This window comes from Chryseobacterium sp. VD8, from assembly GCF_037149975.1.
Classification (GTDB): Bacteria; Bacteroidota; Bacteroidia; order Flavobacteriales; family Weeksellaceae; genus Chryseobacterium; species Chryseobacterium indicum.
In genome coordinates this window covers 1-20,697 of record NZ_JBBCQL010000060.1, presented here as the reverse complement: position 1 = coordinate 20,697, position 20,697 = coordinate 1, and the positions used below count along the sequence as shown (strand labels likewise).

Genomic DNA, 20,697 nt, shown 5'->3' with positions numbered 1-20,697 from the left:
GTAAAGTTCAGTTTATCTTTTGTGCTTACGTAAAAGTTTAAAAAGACTCATTTAAAAATCATTTGCTGTCCGGAACGAAATTTTTCCTTGCAAGTTCTTTTCTTACACGGCTTAAACTTTCGGGAGTAATCCCAAGATAAGAAGCAATCATCCATTGTGGAACTCTCAGCAGGAGATCCGGATACATTTTAATGAATTTCATATATCTTTCTTCTGCAGTTTCTGCCAAAAGGGAATTGATTCTGTCCTGAAGACTTTTTATATGTTTCTGAAGGAGGATATCGCTTTTTTCCAGACTGTCGGGAAATTCCCCGATCAGTTTATTGATAAAATCCGGATGCAGCAGCAGTACTTCGGAATCTTCTACCGCTTCAATATAATACACGGACTTTTCGTTAAAATAAAGACTGCTCCGGTCTGAAGTAAGCCAGCTTTCGGGTGCGAACTGGATGATATGTTCTTTACCGTTTTTATCGATGGAGTACATTTTCAGAAGTCCTTTTTCCACGAAATAAATATATCTGCAGACTTCACCGTACTGTAAAAGAAACTGGTTTTTCTGCACTTTCTTTACTTCATAATGCAGACTGCACATATTCACTTTTTCCAAAGGAACATTCAAAACTTTTGCTAGATAATTATTTATATTCGTCATTATACAATTTGGTCTACCGATATATTCTGGTGAGAAGCGTTGTTTACAGCCTTTCCGTTTTCTATTACAATAAGCTGCGGACTTTGGTGCGTTACTCCGAGATCTTCAGCAATCTTATTGGAAACCGGTCTGTGAGCCAGCAAATCTAAGTAATATAAATCTATTTTCTGATCCAGATTTTCTATTTCTTTCTCAAAATTTCTCAACACGGTTTTGCTGATAAAGCAACTGGTTGAATGCTTGAATATTGCTATCCTGTGCTGAAAAGAATCCTGAATGGCTTTTTCCAGGTCTTCTTCAGATTCTATCTTTTTCCAGAACGATTTCTGCTCCGGTGTATCTTCTTTTCCGCCAAATATTTTATCAAAAAAACTCATGTACTAAATTGTTTTAGGTGATGATCCAGATGTTTATATTCTAAAAATCCCCAGTCTTTTTCTTTCATTCGTCCAAAAAGCACGTGTTGAAGGGGCAAATTTCCTGTCTTAAAAGTTACTTTGTAGTCTTCAAGCGTTTTCAGGAGGTTCGCTTTTTCTGAATTAAAATCACATTCAAAATTAACAATAAGTTTTTGAAAAGTCGGCATATTTCGGGGAATTCCGTTATTAAAAATTTGCATTTCCAATTTTGTAACAATTCCTATCCAGCGGAAAAGAATGTTTATCGGGGCAAGCTGTAATTTTCTCTGCGGAATTAACAGGACATAACTGCAATGCCTCATCATCTGACAGACATCCATTTTCCCCCATTTTCTGGGTGAATTTTGCTTTAGCCCTGAAATACTCTGTACAATTTCATTAAAATCTTCAGGATTATGGAGACTTTTTTTTACCAACCTTTTTCTTTCTTCAAAGTTTCGATGTGCGCAAAATGATGATTGCAATGCCATACGTAAAGCGCAAGATGGCTCCTTAAATTGTAGTCTTTATTGTGTTCCGGATGATGAAAAGTTCTTTCAAACTGTTTATTGGTCATACTTTTCAGTAAGGCTGTCCATCTCTGGTGCGTTCCTTTCAGCATTCTCATGGCAGGTTTTACAGGCATATTGAGACTGTCCTGAAGTTCTGCCCATTTTGCTTCGTCGTAAGGTCTTATCGTGGGATTATCTTCGGTAAGAGCCAGTTTCAGACGCATAAAACTATTGATATGGCTGTCTGCCAGATGATTCACAACCTGTCTCACTGTCCATCCGCCTTCTCTGTATGGGGTATCTAACTGTTCGTCGTTAAAGTTTTCGATCAGGTTTTTCAGCCTTCCGGGAAAGTCTTTAATTACTTTAATATATTCATCAAGTGTAACATCACAAATATTTTCAGGCTCCTGATACTTCCCTATCGGAAATTTCTTTTGTTCTAAGTTGTTCATCTTTAATTATAGTTTTTAATACACTAAACAGTATTATTGCATCTTTATCTTTTAAGTAGTACAACATTTTGTTGTTATAATTATCTTCTTTTGAGAAAATCATAAAATGATGGCGATATTGTTTCAATTCCAGATCTTCAAACAATATTTCTTTCTTATTGAATCTGATTCTGTCTTCATCAATTTCTATTCCTGAAATATTGATTTTCTCGTTATTCCTATATTTTGAAAGATAATTATGCACAATTTCATTAATGAATTTTTCCCACAATTCATCAACAATATCGCAATACAACTGATGTTTTTCGTCTAATTTTCTTCTGTAAAAAAGTTTGAAAAATATTTTGAGTTCTTTGTCTGATTTATTTCGGATAAAAATCTGATATTCTCTTCCGATAGTAAATTTATATCCGTCGATGAAGTGAATACCGTAACGAATTCCGGCAATATCCTCCTTTTTGATGATGGTAAAAAGATCGTTCTTTTGATCTTTATTTTCAAATTTTATAAAATTGTCGTCAATGATTAATGATCTTTTCCGTGTATCAAATAATCCGCGAACAATAGTAAATACTTTCATAAAATGCCGGTTTGTCTGAAATTATTATTCAGACATTTTTTTGAATATTAGTTTTTGTAAATTTATTTAAAATTCGTGAATCTGAACTGAGATCAGGTTTAATAATTTGAGAATAGTATTAATCGTTGGATTGTCATAAAAAAACTACTCCGAATCTTTCCAAATTATTCTTATTTTAAATGCAATTTTTATGAGACAATTAAAGAATTTCCAAAAAAAGCCCCAATTTAACATTGAAGCTTTATGTCTTATTATGTTTTGTTTAACTTTTTTTAAAATAATAATGTTCTTGTTGGAAAACGCAAGGACGCAAGTTTCTTATTAATCTCAAATCTTTAAGGCGCAAGAAAATCAAATTATCAATAAGAATTGAAGACAATATAGTTTTTAATGAATATGGCGCCTTTGTAATGGTTACAGCTATTAAATTCAAACAAGTTTTATAACCATTCCGAAACTTTCGAAGCATGTGTAAGAGAAATCGATTTAAAATTTCTTTAAAATTTTCTCGAAAGTATTAATATTTCTGCTTGTAAACTGATCTTTCATGCTTTTTTTACCTAAAATTTTTCCAAAAGCAGAATCTAGTGTATTTCCTTTGGAAACCTGCCAGTAAAAAATATGATTCACAATTTCTGCATCTTCATTTTCAGATTTCACAGCATTTTCAAATTCCGTCATTAAAATATTTTCCACGCCATCATTTCCTGCAAAGGCATACACATGAAGATCATCATTCTTTTCAAAGGGGTTTCCGTTCCAAACCTGTTCTGTTTCTTCCTGAGATTTTATAAACAGATACGCTTCGTAAGAGAAATGTTCAGACATCGCTTTCTCAAGAATCAGCCTTAATTCATCACTTTTTTTATCGGAGGAAAAAACAATATTTCCAGACGCTAAAACTGAAGCGACATCGTTCATTCCTGCATTCTTGAAAACCTGACAGACTTCTGCCATTTTCATATTGGTTCCTTTTACGTTGACGCCGCGGAGAAATGCACAGTATTTCATAGTTTTAGTTGTTTTAGCGTATTAGAGCTTGAGGGTTTTGGAGTTGATGAGTCATTACAATAAACTTTAAACTTCTATCTTCCAGCAAAATCTAAAATTAATCAATTCTTTCGTATAAATTATAATCCGTTCCGGAAGGTTTTAAAATATAAATCTTTTCTAAAATCCTATTATCACTTTTCAGATGGTCCTTTACACGGAATTCTTTAATCAGTTTATAATGAAGTTTTAAATATTCTGCATTTTTAGATGTAAACAGGTCGTCGTAAGAAAGAAGATATTTAGGTTTTCTGTTTTTCACGGTATTGATCCAGAAATTCGGCTTGTCTTTTCTGATTTCTTCCTGTACTTTTTTATCCACCAAACCTACTTCATCGATGGTTTTTAACCCTGAAAAATATGGTACATAACCTGCAGGTTCAAGGAAAATCCATTGGTTTTTGTTTTTCTCATATTGGTTTAAAAATGTTCCGATTGTCCTTCTGTAATTCCATTCTCCGTTTCCGGTAGCAATTGAATGTACCGTCTGAAAAGCTAACATGGGAATGATATAGACGATAACCAATAATGATAACCAGAGATTTCTTTTTACTTTCTGCTCCAATACAAAAATCAGGACCGGCACGAAGAGTAAGATCTGCGGAACCCAGTAATACCAGTCGAAAAGACTTTTCTGAGAAAGGAATATGAACTGTTTTACCCATCCGAAAATGAAGATCATCCATAAGAAAATGTTTCTTCTGTCTCTCTGTCTTACCAGATAAATAAAGCACAGCAATTCAAAGACGAGCAATAGAACAGTGAGCGGATTAAAATCTCCGGGAAGTTTCAGCATTCCCCAGAAGTTTCCGAAGTTCAGCCTGAAACATTCAAGATCCTGTTGCATGGTAAAATGGTTGTCATACGCCAGTTTTTTGGCGATAATCGTATTGTTAACCCATTCACCAAAGTATAACCAGTTGAAAGTCAAGACCACTGAAATCCCTAAAATCCCTCCTAAAATATAAGTCCACCGAATCTTTTTATTCCACAAAAGATCGATTAAAAACACAATTCCCAAAAAGATGACCGTATCAATTCTTGTAAACAAAATGAGGATTGGCAATACAATCAGAGCCCACTTTTTACCTTTATGAAAGCCATAATACAGCAATGCCATTTCTAAAAAGAAAAGAATTCCGTACTCCATTCCGAGGATGGAAATTTTAATTGATGGCGGTAAGATTCCTATTAAAAAGATAAAAACAGCTTTGTGCCAGACATTTTTCAGAACCAGATTCGAAAGAAATAAAGTTCCTATCGTGAAAAGTATGGAATTAAATACAAGAAGTGGTTCTATGAAATTGTCTTTCCCTAAAATTAAATTGAAGAGATAAGATACAAAAACATAAAGATGCGTTGTAGATGCAGATATTTTCGTATCGCCGTTAAATCCGATTACTCCGTAATCCAGAAGATTTTGTGCGACTCTCCAGGTGATGAATGCATCTTCCTGAATGTAGTGGGTAAGTAAAAATAAAAGTTTAAAAACGACTGTAAAAATTACAGCATATACCGGGATTTTGTTATTTTTCGTCTCTACCATTGTGCTTCTTTGATCCCACAAATATAATCTTAAAATTTCTGAATCCCAATATATAAAAAAAACGGAACCGAAGTTCCGTTTTAAGTTTTGTTATTATTGCGTTGCTTTAATAATCGAATTGGTGATCTGCGCCTCTTTTTCTTTGGAGTAAGTAGAATCAAAAGGTTCCATTACATCGAAAAGATATTGGTAAAAAGGAGTGATTTTCTGTACCTGTTCAGATTCCTTCATCGCTTTCTCTTTGCCCATTTCTTTAAGGTTTTCTACAAAAGTGTTGAATTTCTTATCAATCGGCTCGATGGATTTTATCAGATAATCATACGCTTTATCTTTTTTTCCAATCTTCGAATAAGCATCCGTAACGGCAGAGATTACTAAAGAATATTCCATTGGTTTTGTTCTGATCTGTCTTTTCAGATAACTCTGGTCAGATTTGCTCAGACTCATATAATAATCGTATTCTTCAAAAATTCCTTTTTTCAGAACTTCAGCAAGCTGTAATCCTTTTTTCTCCTGTCCTGCAACAATATATCCGTAAACCATTGAGCTTAGAGAACGAGGATCATTGTATTTTTCAGCAGGGATTTCTTTAGAAGCTAAATCCAATAGTTCCAGTGCTTTTCCTTTTTCTCCCATCGTTGCTAAAGCTGCTGCTGCTCTGCTTGCAGAAGCTCTGTAGCTCATAATGTTAGACGTTGCAGTTTCGTCAAAGTGGGCATTTAAATTCTTAAAATTACCCCATCTGAAGTTTTTAACCACATTGTAAAGAGAATTGGCATCTACTCTTCCCATATCTCCGCCCTGCGATTGTGGAGTATGAATCGGAACTAATCTGTAGCTGAATCCGTCAAACTGAAGATATTCATCTAAGAAGAAAATATTTTCGCTGTCATAGATTCCTCCCGAAGAGAAGTTGATTGGTCTTTTCCAGTCGAAATTCGCTAAAACATCAAGTAAAATTAAATTGTTTTTATACAGCGTATTTCCTTTATAACTAATCATGATCTGATTTACTGTTTCCGGAAGATCTGCCGCTTTAATGATTCCCGCTTTTACCGCATTTTCTTTATTGACAGGTAAAATAAATTTATTGACAGGTAAGATATTATATTTCTCGAATTTTTCTTCCCCGAAATACATTTTAAGAAGTTCGTTTTTCGCCGGAGAAGTATATTTCAGGAAGCTGATCGCTTCTTTCATCGTCATAGAATCCTGAGTAAGATATTTTCTGAATTCAGCAAATTCCGTTGGCGGAGCTCCCTGTTCTTTTAACATTGAGAAAAGTCCCTGCCAGTCTTCCTTCTTCATCATATAGATCTGGTCGTTTACACCGTCTCTGTAATCGTCATGCGTTAAAACTCCCGGAACCGGAGCCGCATTGTACGTTCTTCTCTTAATCTGATCGATATTCCAGGGTGTGGAAGCTAAGGTAAAGTTAACTACTTTTACATCATCTCTGAAGTTTTCAGTCTCCTGAATTGCCCAAACCGGATACGTATCGTTATCTCCGTAAACGAAAACAATATCATTTTTAGGCAGAGATTTCAATACAGAATATCCGTAATCGTAAGAAGTATATCTGTCGTGTCTGTTGTGTACATTATAGTTCTGGAAGCCCATCATGAAAGGAACTCCAAGAAGAACCACTCCTGCAACAATGTTTGCTGCATTCGATTTTATTTTAGACTGTAAGAACCAAAGAATTGCTCCTGCTCCCAATCCGATCCAGATGGCAAAAACATAAAACGAACCTACCATTGCATAATCTCTCTCTCTCGGTTCAAAAGGTTTTACTCCTGTATAGAAAACGATTCCCACACTCATCAAAACAAAGATTGAAAGCATTGCATAGAATCTTCCGAAATCTCTGTTAAGCTGGAAAAAGAATCCGATTAATCCTAAAATTAAAGGTAAAAAGAAAAATTTTACAGTACTTTCATTTTTGAATTTTGCAGGCATCTTATCCTGATTTCCCCATAAAGCATCATCAATAAAAGAAATTCCTGAGATCCAGTTTCCTCTTGTGCTTTCCATGTTACCTTCAAGATCATTCTGGCGACCTACGTAATTCCACATCAGATATCTTACAAAGTAATATCCGTTCTGGAATGTGATGAAATAATCCATATTCTGAGCCAGAGAAGGCTTCTGAACGTTGATTAAGTTGTATGGTTTTACTTTTAAATAATCTGCAGCGGTAATAGATCCGTCTTCATATTTCTTTCTTAATTCATCGAAAATCTGCTTCGCTTCAGGGCTGTCTGCAACATCTTCATTACTGTAATTAAAGGTGAAATCCGGCGCACCGTACATTGAAATGTAGTTTGCCATTACATCTTTGTCCTCATTGAACATTCTTGGCATAAAACCTACATGAGCCTTGTTGAAAACATAATTGAATCGGTCTCCCGTTTTTCTGTACGTTCCTGTTTTCTCATCTTTTTCGTAAATTTCTCCGGTTTTCTGAGTTTTGAAACTTCCGTCTTCATTTTTCTCAATTCCGTTTGCATCCAGAAAAGCCGTATAATTCTGACCGTAAATTGTAGGCCAGTCTCCGTATTGTTCTCTGTTATAATAATCCAGCATTCCGATGGCGTTGTCCGGATCATTAAGGTTCATTGGCGGATTGGCATTTGCCCGGATAGGAATAACCATCCAGCATGAAAAACCGATCATCATGAAAACAATGGATAAGGCAACCGTCTGATAAAGGTTTTTCTTCATCTTTCTTGCGTAAGAAATCAGGAAATAGCAGATCGCAACCATTAAAATAAAAGCAGCAATGGTTCCTGAGTGGAAAGGAAGACCTAAACCGTTCACAAAGAAAATTTCAAGTTTCCCGAACATCGTCATGATTAATGGGAAAATCCCTTTGAAAACAATGGCTAAGATTACCAGTGTAATTACATTTGCCCAGATAAAATTCTTCCAGGTGAAAGTATAATTTCTTGCATAATAGATAAGACAAATTGCCGGAATCGCCAGCATACACATCATGTGAACCCCTACTGAAAGTCCGAGAATGAAGAAAATTAAAATAATCCATCTCTCGCTGTCTTTCGCCTGATATTCATTCTCCCATTTGGTAATTAACCAGACCAAAAGTGCGATAAACATAGAAGCCATCGAGTAAACTTCCCCTTCTACCGCAGAGAACCAGAAGGTATCTGAAAAGGTGAAGCATAACGCTCCTACAACTCCTGCAAAAAGAATAGAAATCTCCTGATGTTTTGTAATGTCATCAAAATCCTTGTTTAAAAGCCTTCTTACGAGATGTGTGATGGTCCAGAACAAAAACAAGATCGTAAACGCACTAAACAATGCAGACATCGCGTTGATCACGATAGAATAATTTTCGCCCTTTCCTAAAGCAAAAATGGCTGCCACAGCACCCACAATCTGAAATAAAGCCGCTCCCGGAGCGTGCGTTACTTCAAGTTTTACCGCCGAGGAAATATACTCGCCACAATCCCAAAAACTGAAATTCGGTTCTATGGTGGACAAGTACGTGAAAAATGCAATGACGAAAACGACCCATCCGAGAACGGTGTTCCATTGCTTAAAAGTCCAATTTTTCATAGTAATAAATCAATTACGCGAAAATAAGGCTTTTATATGATTTTAGACGGTTTTTAACAAAATTTAAAGATTTTGGCTCGCTTTTTGAAAAGTTTCATCTTTAGATAGCAACAGAAAACAATTTTTTATCTATTTTAGAGGTTAGAAATCAAACAAAAGTTTAGAAATAAATTTATTTTTTTGTATTTTTGCCGACAGATTTTTATTGAAAAATAACAAATAATGAGTAATGTTTACGATAATATACTTGGCCTAATAGGAAATACTCCTATGGTGAAGCTTAACACTGTGACGAAAGATATTCCTGCAACCGTTTATGCCAAGTTAGAATCATATAATCCTGGACATTCCACAAAAGATCGAATCGCACTTCATATTATAGAAAACGCTGAGAAAAAAGGTTTATTAAAAGAAGATTCCGTAGTGGTGGAAACTACTTCAGGAAATACAGGATTCTCAATTGCAATGGTTTGTATCATTAAGGGATATAAATGTATTCTGGCGGTAAGTGATAAAACCAAGCCCGAAAAAATTGCCTATCTGAAAGCTTTAGGAGCTACCGTTTATATCTGCCCTGCCAATGTTCCCGCAGATGATCCGAGATCATATTATGAAGTTGCCAAAAGAATCGCTTCAGAAACGCCTAATTCCGTTTATATCAACCAGTATTTCAATGAATTGAATATTGATGCGCATTACCAGACCACCGGTCCCGAAATCTGGGAACAGACTCAGGGAAAAGTAACTCACCTTTTTGCATGTACAGGAACCGGAGGAACTCTGTCGGGTTCAGCAAAATTTTTAAAAGAGAAAAATCCGGATATTAAAATTATTGGTGTGGATGCAGACGGATCTATCCTGAAAAGCTACCACGAAACCGGAGAAATTCATAAAGAAGATGTTCATCCTTATCAGATTGAAGGTATGGGAAAAAATTTAATCCCTTCTGCCCTTCTTTTCGATAAAGTAGATGAATTTGTAAGAGTAAATGACGAAATGTCTGCTTACAGAACCCGTGAAATCGCTTTGAAAGAAGCAATTATGGGAGGTTATACAACAGGAGCTGTTACACAGGCTTTAATGCAATATGCCCAATCTCACGAATTTTCAGAAAATGATTTAGTTGTATTGATTTATCCGGATCACGGTTCAAGATATATCACTAAAGTATACAGTGATAAGTGGATGGCAGAACAAGGATTTATAAACAACTGCGTGCACAACTACGACGAAGTTTTTAAAACTGAATTCATTAAATAAGGACAAAAAATTTATACAAATCAAGCCTTTTTGTAACCGCAAAAGGCTTTTTTACTTAAAATATTAATAAAATGTTGGATATTTTTGACAGAATAAAAGAAAATCCAGGACCTCTTGGACAATTTGCAGATTATGGTGAAGGCTATTTTATTTTCCCGAGATTAGAAGGACCAATCGGACCGAGAATGCAGTTTCAGGGAAGAGAAGTTATTTTCTGGAGTGCGAATGATTATTTGGGAATGTGTAATCATCCTGAAGTTCTGGAGGCTGATGCAAAAGCAGCTGCGGAATTCGGAATGTTTTATCCGATGGGTGCAAGAGCAATGTCGGGAGAAACTGAGCAGCATTTGCAATTGGAAAGAGAGCTTGCTGATTTCGTTCAGAAAGAATCTGCATATTTATTAAATTTCGGTTATCAGGGAATGGTTTCTACCATCGATGCTTTGGTGGGAAGAAACGATGTAATTGTTTATGATGTTGATTCTCACGCTTGTATCGTAGATGGGGTGAGACTTCACGCTGGAAAAAGATTTACGTACAGACATAACGATATTGCAAGCCTTGAAAAAAACCTTGAAAGAGCAACTAAAGTAGCGGAAGAAACCGGAGGTGGAATTTTAGTGATTACCGAAGGAGTTTTCGGAATGAGAGGACAGCAAGGTAAATTAAAAGAAATCTGTGAATTAAAATCAAAATATAAATTCAGACTTTTAGTTGATGACGCTCACGGATTCGGAACTCTTGGAAAAACAGGAGCCGGAGCCGGTGAAGAACAGGGTTGTCAGGATCAGATTGATGTTTACTTCTCTACTTTTGCCAAATCTATGGCTGGTTTTGGAGCATTCATCGCAGGTGATAAAGAAATTATCCGATATCTGAAATTCAATTTAAGATCTCAGATTTTTGCTAAATCTTTAACGATGCCAATGGTAATCGGAGGTTTAAAAAGACTGGAACTGCTGAGAACAAGACCAGAAATCAAAGCAAAACTTTGGGAAAATACGCATAAATTACAGAATGGTCTTAAAGAGAGAGGCTTTAACATTGGAGACACAAACACTTGTGTAACTCCGGTGATGATGCAGGGAACTCCGGTAGAAGCTACCCTTTTGGTAAAAGATCTAAGAGAAATCTACGGGATCTTTACTTCGGTAGTGGTATATCCTGTAATTCCGAAAGGAATGATCTTGTTAAGATTAATTCCTACAGCTTCTCACACCGATGCTGAAATCAATGAAACCCTTGCTGCGTTTGAAGCCATTCACGATAAATTGGTAAGTGGTTATTACAAAGATCAGGAACAAAAACTTTTGGCAGAACAAGGTTTAAGTTTCAAAGAAATTTAATCTGAATATAAAATAAATTAAAAAACCACTGACATCCGATCAGTGGTTTTGTTTTAAACGGTCATAAATTTTCAGAATCTGAATATTTAAAATAACTTTGCAAAAATTTTCTTTTGAAAGATCTGCTTCTCATTACTCCGCCTTTCACACAGCTTAACACGCCTTATCCGGCAACAGCTTATATTAAAGGTTTTCTGAATACCAAAAATATTTCCAGCTTTCAGACAGATTTGGGAATTGAGGTCATTTTGAAATTATTTTCGAAAGACGGACTTCAGAAAATTTTTGCCAAAGAAATTGATCTTCAGAATATTTCAGAAAACGCTCAGAGAATTTATGTTTTAAAAGAAGAGTATCTCAAAACGATCGATCAGGTTATTGCTTTTCTGCAGGGTAAAACCCCAACGTTGGCAAGACAAATCTGTTCGATGAATTTTCTTCCGGAAGCCTCCCGATTCAATCAGCTTGATGATATGGAATTTGCTTTCGGAAATATGGGGCTTCAGGATAAAGCCAAACATTTGTCAACTTTGTATTTAGAAGATCTTTCGGATTATATTGTTGAAAATATTGATCCTGATTTTGGGTTTAGCCGTTATGCGGAAAGATTAGGAAAAAGTGCCAATTCTTTTGATGAACTTTATTCTAAAATTTGCGGCGAACCTACTTTTATAGATGATTTTACTTTAAAGATTCTTCAGGAAAAATTAGAGTTTGTTCAGCCAAAACTGATTTGTTTTTCTATTCCTTTTCCCGGAAATTTATATTCTGCGTTTCGCTGTGCTCAATACATCAAAGAAAATTATCCGTACATCAAAACTGCGATGGGTGGCGGATTTCCGAACACAGAACTCAGAGAATTAAAAGATCAAAGAGTTTTTGAGTTTTTTGATTTTATTACTTTGGATGACGGAGAACTTCCGATTGAATTACTTTATCAAAATATAATTTCGAAGGTGACTGAGCCTGTCGAAGTCAAAAGAACTTTTTTAATTGAAAACGGAGAAGTTTCCTATAAAAATAATTCCACAAGACACGATTACAAACAAGCCGATATCGGAACTCCAGATTATTCTGATTTACAATTGGATCAATATATTTCTGTGATTGAAATTGCCAATCCGATGCACAGTTTATGGAGCGACGGAAGATGGAATAAGCTCACAATGGCACATGGCTGTTATTGGGGAAAGTGTACTTTTTGCGATATTTCTTTAGATTATATTAAAATTTACGAACCGATTTCAGCTAAAATTTTGGTTGACAGAATGGAAGAATTGATCCGGACCACTGGAGAAACAGGATTTCATTTTGTGGATGAAGCGGCTCCTCCTGCATTGATGCGTGAAGTTGCGTTGGAAATCTTAAGAAGAAATCTGGTCGTAACTTGGTGGACGAACATACGTTTTGAAAAAAGTTTCACCAAAGATCTGTGTTTTCTTTTAAAACTTTCCGGTTGTGTTGCCGTTTCAGGTGGACTTGAAGTTGCGAGTGACCGACTTTTGAAATTAATCGATAAAGGAATTTCTGTAGAACAGGTTGCCAAAGTAACAAGAAATTTTACAGAAGCAGGGATCATGATTCATGCTTATCTAATGTATGGCTACCCTACTCAAACTATTCAGGAAACAGTGGATTCTCTGGAAATGGTTCGTCAGCTTTTTGAGATGGGAATTTTACAAAGTGGATTCTGGCATCAGTTTGCGATGACGGCGCATTCACCTGTCGGAATTAATCCGGAAGAATTTGGTGTTACTCCGATTAAGCAGGAAATTTTGTTTGCCAACAACGATGTTGATTTTACAGATAAAACAGGAATCGATCATGGTAAGTTCAGCTTTGGTTTAAAAAAATCTCTATTCAATTATATGCACGGAATCAATTTCGAGCTTCCTCTTCACGAATGGTTTGATTTTAAAATTCCGAGAACAACCGTTCATCCTGATTATATTCATGATTGTCTTCTGGAAGAGGATGATTTTGTTTTTAAAGGAAATTCTAAAGTTCTATTTTTAGCCAAAAATGTAATCGCTGAGAATCGCGTAAAAAATAAAAAGAAATATATTTATACGTACACGAAAATTACAGCGCACTTAAAAACCAATGTTGTGAGTGTAGATTTAGAGCAGGAACACGCAGAATGGCTCATGAAAATGTTTAGTGATTATCAAATTGAAAATTTAAAAAAGCCAACTTTGCAACAATTGAAAACTCAATTCGAAGAAAATTTTGAAGATTTTGAATTATTCTGGTTTTCTAAACCGATGCAGCAGTTGAAAGAAAATGGCGTTATTCTGAGTTTGTAGATTAAAAAATCTCAGGCTTGAATTACTTCGAAATTCTAATCAGGAAAAATTAAATAAAAAAGCTTCAGGATAATCTGAAGCTTTTTAGGTTTCGCTAAAGCCAATAGAATTTATGGCTAAAGCCCGTTTCTATTGATGATTTTACTTTTGAACACCGTCTTTTGTGACTTCACCCACAATTACTTTTTCCTGAATTTTAATAAAATTGGGATCCATAATTGCCATTCTTTCGGCAATAGCTTTGTAGGTTGGGAATTTTAAAATCGATGCTCTTCCGGACATTTCGCGGTACAGAGTAAAGATTTTCCCTCCGGCAGTTTTAATCTGCTTAGTTGTCGTAATATATTTTCCGATGTATTTGCTGTTCGCATCATAAATTTCAATATCAACAAAAGTTTTATCCGTAATGGTATCATCAGAACCAAAACTTGCCGGTAAATTAGTGAAATAACCGACTGGTTTTCCGTTACTTAAAATTTCACCTACATTATTGACCGTAATATTTAATTTATCAATTTTAGTTCGGATGGTATAAGCATCTTTCGTTTTCGTATCCAGTTTTCTTTTAGGGGAATTTTTAAAAAGCTCATCTAAGTTTTTGATATTGATTCCTCTTTCATCAATAATTTTCAAACTCTTCACACAAGTGTAAGCTGCCGACTTTTCTTCACCTGAAAATGCAGATGGAGAAATATAGTCCAGATCGAGCGTTTTATCCTGATTGTAAACTCTTTTAAGCTTAATATAACTGTCCCGTACAGAATCTACTACCGTTTTATCTACAAATTCTATCGTATAAATCGGGGTTTCTTTAAGATCCATAAAAGTATACACTCCTCCTTTATTAGACAGTTTTGCGACATGAACTCCTTCAAGATCAACAATTCCTCTTTTAATTTTAACGGTTTGCGCATTAAAAAATGCTCCTAAAACAGACAGTAAAATAATTAAAAATCCCTTCATAAAACCAAATTCATACAAAAATAAAAAAAGTGTAACGAATTGTTACACTTTCTTGAAAATATATTTAGCTTTTCATTTAATTATTCACAAAGGATAATTCCTTTATTATGATTAAATTCTACAACACCGCTTTTGATTGGATAAGAGAAAAAAGAATCTTTGTCCGTTCCTTTTGTAAAGTATTTTGAATAGGCTTCATCTATCGACTTTGCATATAATTTTACTTTACCACCGATTAAAGAAGAAACAATTCCTGCGTGGTTATGCATGATGTGGAATTCACCATTTTTCCCAGGCAACAATACTGAGTCTACTTCTCCTTCAAAAACTACGTATTCTGGTGTTAAAATTTTTATATTCATTTTAATTGCTTTTGGCTTTTGGCTAATAGCTATGGGCTATCAGCAATTAGCATTATTATGCGTTATCAGCTAACATTTTTTGTCCTGCTTCGATCGCTTCTTCGATAGTTCCTTTCAGGTTGAAAGCAGCTTCCGGTAAGTGATCCAATTCACCATCGATGATCATGTTGAATCCTTTAATGGTATCTTTGATGTCTACCAAAGATCCAGGAATACCTGTAAACTGCTCTGCTACGTGGAAAGGCTGAGAAAGGAATCTCTGAACTTTTCTTGCACGGTAAACAACTGATTTATCTTCTTCTGAAAGTTCTTCCATACCAAGAATCGCGATGATATCCTGAAGTGCTTTGTATCTCTGAAGAATTTCTTTTACTCTCTGTGCACAGTTATAATGTTCTTCACCGATAATTTCAGGAGCAAGGATTCTTGAAGTAGAAGCCAATGGATCTACCGCAGGATAAATACCCAATGAAGCAATTTTTCTGTCTAGTACCGTTGTAGCATCCAAGTGAGCAAACGTAGTTGCAGGAGCCGGGTCAGTTAAGTCATCCGCAGGTACGTAAACCGCCTGTACTGAAGTAATTGAACCGTTTTTAGTAGAAGTAATTCTTTCCTGCATCGCTCCCATCTCAGAAGCTAGTGTCGGTTGGTAACCTACCGCAGATGGCATACGACCTAAAAGTGCAGATACCTCAGAACCAGCCTGTGTAAAACGGAAGATGTTGTCTACGAAGAAAAGTACGTCTCTACCCTGTCCGCTTTCTCCACCGTCTCTGTAGTACTCAGCTAATGTAAGACCGGAAAGTGCTACTCTCGCTCTTGCACCAGGTGGCTCGTTCATCTGTCCGAAAACGAATGCTGCTTTAGAATCTTTCATTGCTTCTAAATCCACTTTAGAAAGATCCCAACCTCCGTTTTCCATAGAATGCATGAAATCGTCACCATACTTGATGATTCCAGATTCTAGCATCTCTCTCAAAAGGTCATTTCCTTCTCTCGTTCTTTCACCTACTCCGGCAAAAACAGAAAGACCTCCGTGTCCTTTTGCAATATTGTTAATCAACTCCTGAATCAATACGGTTTTACCTACACCCGCACCACCGAACAAACCAATTTTACCTCCTTTTGCGTAAGGCTCGATAAGATCGATTACTTTGATACCTGTAAATAAAACTTCAGCAGAAGTTGAAAGCTGATCAAATTTTGGAGCTGGTCTGTGAATTGGCAGACCACCTTCATTAGATATGTTTTGAAGTCCGTCGATAGCATCACCAACAACGTTGAATAGTCTTCCGTTTACAGCCTCACCGATAGGCATCATAATAGGATTTCCGTATCCGATTACGTCCTGCCCTCTTTTAAGACCGTCAGTAGCATCCATTGCAATACATCTTACTGTATCTTCGCCAATATGCTGTTCTACCTCTAAAACTACTTTTTCACCGTTTTCTTTTGTAATTTCTAACGCATCATAGATCGCTGGAACTGCTTCCACATCACTGAAGACAACGTCGATTACCGGACCAATAATTTGAGAAATTTTACCTTTAATTTGGTTTGCCATTGCTAAATTTTTTCTTGGTGCAAATATAATGATTCTTCATAAACCTGCAATTGGTAAAAAACAGATTTTTATCATATCTTTTTATAAGTATAAGAATCTATCAGTTTAGCAATATAACAATAATCGGAGATTAAATATTGGTAAACTGTTATATTGATACATTGTTACATTATTTCCTATATTTGCAGTCAAAATTTTTCCGGTTTGAAAGTTTTCAAAAATTTTAAAGATTATACCTCTCAGAAGCCATTAGCGCTGTCTTTAGGAATGTTCGACGGGGTTCATCTTGGGCATAAAAGTATTATTGATGAATTAATTAAAGTGGGTTCACAAAACGATCTGGAAACTGCTGTCCTTACTTTCTGGCCGCATCCGAGATTTGTTTTTAATCCTGATGAAAATCTTAAACTTCTGAATACGTTGGAAGAAAAAAAATTTCTGATGGAAAAATACAACATCGAAAATTTATTTCTAAAGGAATTTGATGAGGAATTCAGAAATTTAACCGGAGAAGAATTTGTACGCCAGATTTTAATTGAGAAACTGAATGTAAAATACCTGATTATCGGTTACGACCATTCATTCGGAAAAAATAAAAGTGGCAATTTTGAACTGCTTCAGAAACTTTCCAAGGAGTTAAATTTTGAAGTTGAACAGATGGAAGCCATTAATATTCACGAGAATAACATCAGCTCTACGAAAATCCGCAATGCACTTTCAGCAGGAAACATTAAAGAAGCCAATGAAATGTTGGGATACTTCTACTCTGTTTCCGGAACCGTTGTGCATGGTAAAAAGATAGGAAGAACAATAGGTTATCCCACAGCAAATATCGAAACGAAATCCATTAAACTTTTGCCTAAAAAAGGAGCTTATATTGTTGAAGTTTTTGTAAAAAGCCAAAAGTATAAAGGAATGTTGAGCGTTGGAACCAACCCAACCGTAAATGGGGAAAAACTGACTGTGGAAGTTTATATTCTTGACTTTGAAGGTGATATTTATGATGAAGAAATTACTGTAAAATTCAGAGATTTTCTTCACGATGAAATAAAATTTGAAGGGCTTGAAAAATTAATTGAAAGATTAGAAGAAGATAAAAGATTAACGGAAGAGTTTAATTTTTAACTGTTTAAAATTTCTTCTTTAACTTTTTTCGTCAAAGATTTAAAGACCAATTCATACGACTGATCGATCATTTTCAGAATTAAATCTTTTTTTAAACCGTCAATAACTACCGAGTTCCAATGGGTTTTGTTCATGTGATAAGCGCCCGTAATCTGAGGATGCTGCTCACGAAGTTCTGCGCTCCATTCCGGATCGGTTTTTACATTGATTCCGAGAGGCTGTCTTTCAAGACCCATCAATAAAAATACTTTCGTTCCTACTTTTAGTACAAGGGTTTCATTATCAAAAGGAAAACTTTCGGTTACTCCTTTTTTCGATAAACAATAGTCCAGAATTTCGTTAGCGTCCATTAAATTGGTTTAAAAATTGAGAGTTCAATATTATTAAAATTTTGTAAATTTAGTAGGGAAATTCTTCAATTATTAATTAAAATCAAATTCTTTATGAAAGCTTTAGTTATCGGCGCAACAGGTGCTACAGGAAAAGACCTTGTGAATCAGTTACTTCAGGATAAAGATTTTGAAGAAGTAAATGTTTTTGTGAGAAAACCTCTTGAAATTGAAAATGATAAACTTAAGGTGCATATCGTTAATTTTGAAAAACCTGAAGAGTGGAAAAGTGAAGTAAAAGGTGATGTTGCATTTTCGTGTCTCGGAACAACTTTAAAAGCAGCCGGAAGCAAGGAAGCACAAAGAAAAGTAGATTTTGATTATCAGTACGAATTTGCAAAAGCTGCCAAAGACAATAATGTAGACGATTATATTCTGGTTTCTGCTTACGGAGCGAATCCCCAATCTAAAATTTTCTATTCTAAAATGAAGGGCGAACTGGAAGATGCTGTAAAACAGCTTCATTTCAATAAAATAACCATTTTCAAACCCGGAATGCTGGAAAGAAAAGATTCTGACAGAACGGGAGAAGTTTTGGGAAGCCGTATTATTAAATTTGCCAATAAACTAGGACTGTTGGAAAGTCAGAAACCTTTACCGACAGATGTTCTGGCGAAAGCAATGATTAATTCTTCCAAGATTAAAAGCAATGGCTATTCAAGCATAAAACTGGGGAATATTTTTTGTTTTGCGGAAAAGAGTAATGATTAAAATTTTAACCTAATTTTATGTTTTGTTGTCTCAATAATTTCTTTGATCCAATTATAATCCGGTAAATTTTTCAGTTTTAAAATTAATTCTTCAGGAATATTTTTGGTTCCGATTAATGTTCCTGTAATCTGTCCGGCAATTGAAGCATTGGTATCCGTATCTCCTCCTGAATCAATAATTTCCTGAAACATTTTTTCCAATCCTAAATCCAGAATTTTAGTGGCGCAAAAAATCGCAAACGGAACAGAATTGACTACATATCCATTATTGCCCAATGTAGATATTTCTGAAATTGAGCATTGATTTCCTTTGGAATTGATTTCAATTAATCTGTCTCTTACGTTCGTATCAGGAATTTCAGGAATAATGATGTCAAAAAGATTATTTCTTCCATTCCATTCGGAATTCAGAATTGCTTTTATGGAAAGAAAAACAGCAAAAGCTCCGGCAAAAGCTTCATCATTTCTATGCGTTACCTTACAGGCTTCGTAGATATCTGATCTCGTTATATCCTGAAAAAAAGCGAAAGGAGCAATTCTCATCGCTCCTCCGTTTCCTGCGGCATATTCTCCGATTCTTCCAGCCTGACTCCAGTGAATTCCGGCTTCGGTATCTAAAATTGCCTTAAGTGTAGAAGCTCCAATTCCTGTTAAATTGCCGCTTCTGTAATATTGTGTAAACTTATTGATAAGATTTTCAGGGTTAAATTTACCTTCAGTTAAAACTTCACAAGTTGCTAAAGTCATCTGAGTATCATCTGTAATACTCCAAACTCTTCGCCTGATATTCCTTTTTCCTAAATAGTAAATCTGCGAATCATCGGTTTTAACTTCATTTTCATAACTGCTTCCCCATGCATCGCCAATGGCTCCGCTCATAATACAGGCTTCAAACCGATCCAGAAAATCCATTCAACAGTTTATTTATTTCAAATACTTTGTAATCGCTTCGTCTGTTGGTTTTGTTGTACTTACGAAAGAATCGATCAGTTTTCCGTTTTCATCTACCAAAAATTTAGTAAAATTCCAAAGGATGGTTGTATTTTTTACTCCATTTAGATCTTTTTCTGTTAGATATTGGAAGATTGGAGCAGTATCGCTTCCTTTTACTGAAACTTTGGCAGCCATCGGGAAAGTTACGCCATAATTTTTCTGGCAGAAAGCTCCGATTTCTTTATTGCTTCCCGGTTCCTGTCCTCCGAAATTGTTGGCAGGAAATCCTATCACCACCAATTTGTCTTTATACTCTTCAGCAACTTTCTCAAGATCAGCATACTGAGGAGTGAATCCACATTCTGAAGCAGTATTTACAATTAAGATTTTCTTTCCTTTAAAATCTGCAAAGTTAATCTGCTTTCCTTCTTCCAAGGCATCGACCTTGAAGTCGTATATTGATTTTCCCATAAGTTCTTTTGTTTTGGCTTTAGATTCTTCACTTTTTTTCTGAGCGCAGCTGTTGAAAAATGCAACGACTGACAAGAACATTAAAAATAACTTTTTCATAACTAAATTTTATTGTCTGATTTAAAATTTAAATGTATTGGCAGGAAATACCTTATTAATATCAATCCTGTTGATCAGCATGACATAATCTCCGTCTTTTTTTGCACTGGAAGATTCTATTCTGAAAGGCATGGATAAATTTCCGACTTTTTTATAATCTGAATACGATAAAGTTTCATCTTTTTTCACTTCTTTCAGCAACATATAATTTTTGGTGTCGAAATAATAGATGTTTTTGTTAACATTTTTCGTTAATTCCACTTTATGACAGTAAATATTTCCTACCACTTCTTTGCCTAAATATTTCGCCTCAAAACCTTTATTTTCCCAGTTTATGAAATCATTATCAAAGCTTTCTGCTACATATCCTGCATATTCCTGAACTTTATTGGTC

Annotated in this window: 19 protein-coding genes and 1 pseudogene; 5 read left to right on the top strand and 15 right to left on the bottom strand. The window is 35.3% G+C overall.

From position 1 onward, the window contains the following. Nucleotides 1-58: 58 nt before the first annotated feature. From WFK35_RS09075 to WFK35_RS09040, 8 genes are all read right to left on the bottom strand, one after another. A complete protein-coding gene (locus WFK35_RS09075; protein ID WP_214589814.1) occupies nt 59-655 on the bottom strand; it encodes a Crp/Fnr family transcriptional regulator in 597 nt (198 codons plus the stop codon). Then, nucleotides 655-1,032 (bottom strand): bacillithiol system redox-active protein YtxJ, encoded by a 378-nt coding sequence (ytxJ, locus tag WFK35_RS09070; protein ID WP_214589815.1) that lies wholly within the window; start codon nt 1,030-1,032, stop codon nt 655-657. Before ytxJ ends, WFK35_RS09075 begins: the two co-directional genes overlap by 1 nt. Beyond that, on the bottom strand, nt 1,029-1,490 hold the full coding sequence (locus WFK35_RS09065) for a DUF1569 domain-containing protein (protein ID WP_336732397.1): 462 nt from the start codon (nt 1,488-1,490) through the stop codon (nt 1,029-1,031). The genes ytxJ and WFK35_RS09065 overlap by 4 nt, the downstream gene beginning before the upstream one ends. Beyond that, nucleotides 1,484-2,020: a YfiT family bacillithiol transferase gene (locus WFK35_RS09060; RefSeq protein WP_214589817.1), complete on the bottom strand. Its 537-nt coding sequence runs from the start codon at nt 2,018-2,020 to the stop codon at nt 1,484-1,486. Before WFK35_RS09060 ends, WFK35_RS09065 begins: the two co-directional genes overlap by 7 nt. After that, nucleotides 1,968-2,600, bottom strand: coding sequence for a hypothetical protein (locus tag WFK35_RS09055; RefSeq protein ID WP_336732396.1), 633 nt, complete (start codon nt 2,598-2,600; stop codon nt 1,968-1,970). Before WFK35_RS09055 ends, WFK35_RS09060 begins: the two co-directional genes overlap by 53 nt. A 486-nt stretch (nt 2,601-3,086) precedes the next feature. Then, entirely contained in the window at nt 3,087-3,611 is a 525-nt protein-coding gene (locus tag WFK35_RS09050; RefSeq protein ID WP_336732395.1) for a DUF1697 domain-containing protein, read from the bottom strand. A 97-nt stretch (nt 3,612-3,708) separates the two neighbouring features. Further along, nucleotides 3,709-5,196 carry a hypothetical protein gene (locus WFK35_RS09045; protein WP_336732394.1) on the bottom strand — a complete coding sequence of 496 codons (1,488 nt, stop codon included), beginning with the start codon at nt 5,194-5,196 and terminating at the stop codon, nt 3,709-3,711. A gap of 93 nt (nt 5,197-5,289) precedes the next feature. After that, entirely contained in the window at nt 5,290-8,775 is a 3,486-nt protein-coding gene (locus WFK35_RS09040; RefSeq protein ID WP_336732393.1) for a protein O-mannosyl-transferase family, read from the bottom strand. Nucleotides 8,776-8,997: 222 nt separating this feature from the next. On the opposite strand from WFK35_RS09040, the gene WFK35_RS09035 reads away from it, so the two are divergent. The 3 genes from WFK35_RS09035 to WFK35_RS09025 all read left to right on the top strand — a co-directional run bounded on the left by WFK35_RS09035 (nt 8,998) and on the right by WFK35_RS09025 (nt 13,687). Further along, a complete protein-coding gene (locus WFK35_RS09035; RefSeq protein WP_214589824.1) occupies nt 8,998-10,035 on the top strand; it encodes a PLP-dependent cysteine synthase family protein in 1,038 nt (345 codons plus the stop codon). A gap of 74 nt (nt 10,036-10,109) precedes the next feature. Next, on the top strand, nt 10,110-11,381 hold the full coding sequence (locus WFK35_RS09030; protein WP_268055535.1) for an aminotransferase class I/II-fold pyridoxal phosphate-dependent enzyme: 1,272 nt from the start codon (nt 10,110-10,112) through the stop codon (nt 11,379-11,381). A 113-nt stretch (nt 11,382-11,494) separates the two neighbouring features. Next, complete coding sequence (locus tag WFK35_RS09025) at nt 11,495-13,687, top strand: B12-binding domain-containing radical SAM protein (protein ID WP_336732392.1); 2,193 nt, start codon at nt 11,495-11,497, stop codon at nt 13,685-13,687. 141 nt (nt 13,688-13,828) lie between these two features. Here WFK35_RS09025 and WFK35_RS09020 read toward each other — a convergent pair whose 3' ends face one another. From WFK35_RS09020 to atpD, 3 genes are all read right to left on the bottom strand, one after another. Continuing rightward, nucleotides 13,829-14,650 carry a hypothetical protein gene (locus WFK35_RS09020; RefSeq protein WP_336732391.1) on the bottom strand — a complete coding sequence of 274 codons (822 nt, stop codon included), beginning with the start codon at nt 14,648-14,650 and terminating at the stop codon, nt 13,829-13,831. An 80-nt stretch (nt 14,651-14,730) separates the two neighbouring features. Continuing rightward, nucleotides 14,731-15,012, bottom strand: a complete 282-nt coding sequence (locus tag WFK35_RS09015; protein ID WP_214589827.1) for a FoF1 ATP synthase subunit delta/epsilon — start codon at nt 15,010-15,012, stop codon at nt 14,731-14,733. A 55-nt stretch (nt 15,013-15,067) separates the two neighbouring features. Beyond that, a complete protein-coding gene (gene atpD, locus WFK35_RS09010) occupies nt 15,068-16,576 on the bottom strand; it encodes a F0F1 ATP synthase subunit beta (protein WP_116099167.1) in 1,509 nt (502 codons plus the stop codon). Between the two features lie 204 nt (nt 16,577-16,780). On the opposite strand from atpD, the gene WFK35_RS09005 reads away from it, so the two are divergent. Further along, complete coding sequence (locus WFK35_RS09005) at nt 16,781-17,701, top strand: bifunctional riboflavin kinase/FAD synthetase (protein ID WP_336732390.1); 921 nt, start codon at nt 16,781-16,783, stop codon at nt 17,699-17,701. Here WFK35_RS09005 and WFK35_RS09000 read toward each other — a convergent pair. Beyond that, nucleotides 17,698-18,051 carry an MmcQ/YjbR family DNA-binding protein gene (locus tag WFK35_RS09000; RefSeq protein ID WP_336732389.1) on the bottom strand — a complete coding sequence of 118 codons (354 nt, stop codon included), beginning with the start codon at nt 18,049-18,051 and terminating at the stop codon, nt 17,698-17,700. The genes WFK35_RS09005 and WFK35_RS09000 overlap by 4 nt on opposite strands. Nucleotides 18,052-18,144: 93 nt before the next feature. Here WFK35_RS09000 and WFK35_RS08995 point away from each other — a divergent pair, with 93 nt between their 5' ends. Next, the gene (locus WFK35_RS08995; RefSeq protein ID WP_336732388.1) at nt 18,145-18,801 is read left to right on the top strand and encodes an NAD(P)H-binding protein; all 657 of its coding nucleotides are present in this window, start codon (nt 18,145-18,147) and stop codon (nt 18,799-18,801) included. Here the strand turns inward: WFK35_RS08995 and WFK35_RS08990 are convergent. The 3 genes and pseudogenes from WFK35_RS08990 to WFK35_RS08980 form a co-directional block, all read right to left on the bottom strand. Next, nucleotides 18,798-19,712, bottom strand: a complete 915-nt coding sequence (locus WFK35_RS08990; protein WP_336732387.1) for an ADP-ribosylglycohydrolase family protein — start codon at nt 19,710-19,712, stop codon at nt 18,798-18,800. The genes WFK35_RS08995 and WFK35_RS08990 overlap by 4 nt on opposite strands. A 12-nt stretch (nt 19,713-19,724) precedes the next feature. Next, on the bottom strand, nt 19,725-20,303 hold the full coding sequence (locus WFK35_RS08985; protein ID WP_336732386.1) for a glutathione peroxidase: 579 nt from the start codon (nt 20,301-20,303) through the stop codon (nt 19,725-19,727). Between the two features lie 21 nt (nt 20,304-20,324). Then, nucleotides 20,325-20,697, bottom strand: a pseudogene (locus WFK35_RS08980) (histidine kinase); the annotation flags it as partial.

What these genes read in the sequence shown, in the direction of transcription:
- WFK35_RS08990 (WP_336732387.1), bottom strand. Translation starts at nt 19,712, where the DNA reads ATGGATTTTCTGGATCGGTTTGAAGCCTGTATTATGAGCGGAGCCATT.
- WFK35_RS09055 (WP_336732396.1), bottom strand. Translation starts at nt 2,600, where the DNA reads ATGAAAGTATTTACTATTGTTCGCGGATTATTTGATACACGGAAAAGA.
- WFK35_RS09050 (WP_336732395.1), bottom strand. Translation starts at nt 3,611, where the DNA reads ATGAAATACTGTGCATTTCTCCGCGGCGTCAACGTAAAAGGAACCAAT.
- WFK35_RS09060 (WP_214589817.1), bottom strand. Translation starts at nt 2,020, where the DNA reads ATGAACAACTTAGAACAAAAGAAATTTCCGATAGGGAAGTATCAGGAG.
- WFK35_RS09045 (WP_336732394.1), bottom strand. Translation starts at nt 5,196, where the DNA reads ATGGTAGAGACGAAAAATAACAAAATCCCGGTATATGCTGTAATTTTT.
- WFK35_RS09000 (WP_336732389.1), bottom strand. Translation starts at nt 18,051, where the DNA reads ATGGACGCTAACGAAATTCTGGACTATTGTTTATCGAAAAAAGGAGTA.
- WFK35_RS08985 (WP_336732386.1), bottom strand. Translation starts at nt 20,303, where the DNA reads ATGAAAAAGTTATTTTTAATGTTCTTGTCAGTCGTTGCATTTTTCAAC.
- WFK35_RS09075 (WP_214589814.1), bottom strand. Translation starts at nt 655, where the DNA reads ATGACGAATATAAATAATTATCTAGCAAAAGTTTTGAATGTTCCTTTG.
- WFK35_RS09015 (WP_214589827.1), bottom strand. Translation starts at nt 15,012, where the DNA reads ATGAATATAAAAATTTTAACACCAGAATACGTAGTTTTTGAAGGAGAA.
- WFK35_RS09020 (WP_336732391.1), bottom strand. Translation starts at nt 14,650, where the DNA reads ATGAAGGGATTTTTAATTATTTTACTGTCTGTTTTAGGAGCATTTTTT.
- WFK35_RS08995 (WP_336732388.1), top strand. Translation starts at nt 18,145, where the DNA reads ATGAAAGCTTTAGTTATCGGCGCAACAGGTGCTACAGGAAAAGACCTT.
- WFK35_RS09040 (WP_336732393.1), bottom strand. Translation starts at nt 8,775, where the DNA reads ATGAAAAATTGGACTTTTAAGCAATGGAACACCGTTCTCGGATGGGTC.
- atpD (WP_116099167.1), bottom strand. Translation starts at nt 16,576, where the DNA reads ATGGCAAACCAAATTAAAGGTAAAATTTCTCAAATTATTGGTCCGGTA.
- ytxJ (WP_214589815.1), bottom strand. Translation starts at nt 1,032, where the DNA reads ATGAGTTTTTTTGATAAAATATTTGGCGGAAAAGAAGATACACCGGAG.
- WFK35_RS09035 (WP_214589824.1), top strand. Translation starts at nt 8,998, where the DNA reads ATGAGTAATGTTTACGATAATATACTTGGCCTAATAGGAAATACTCCT.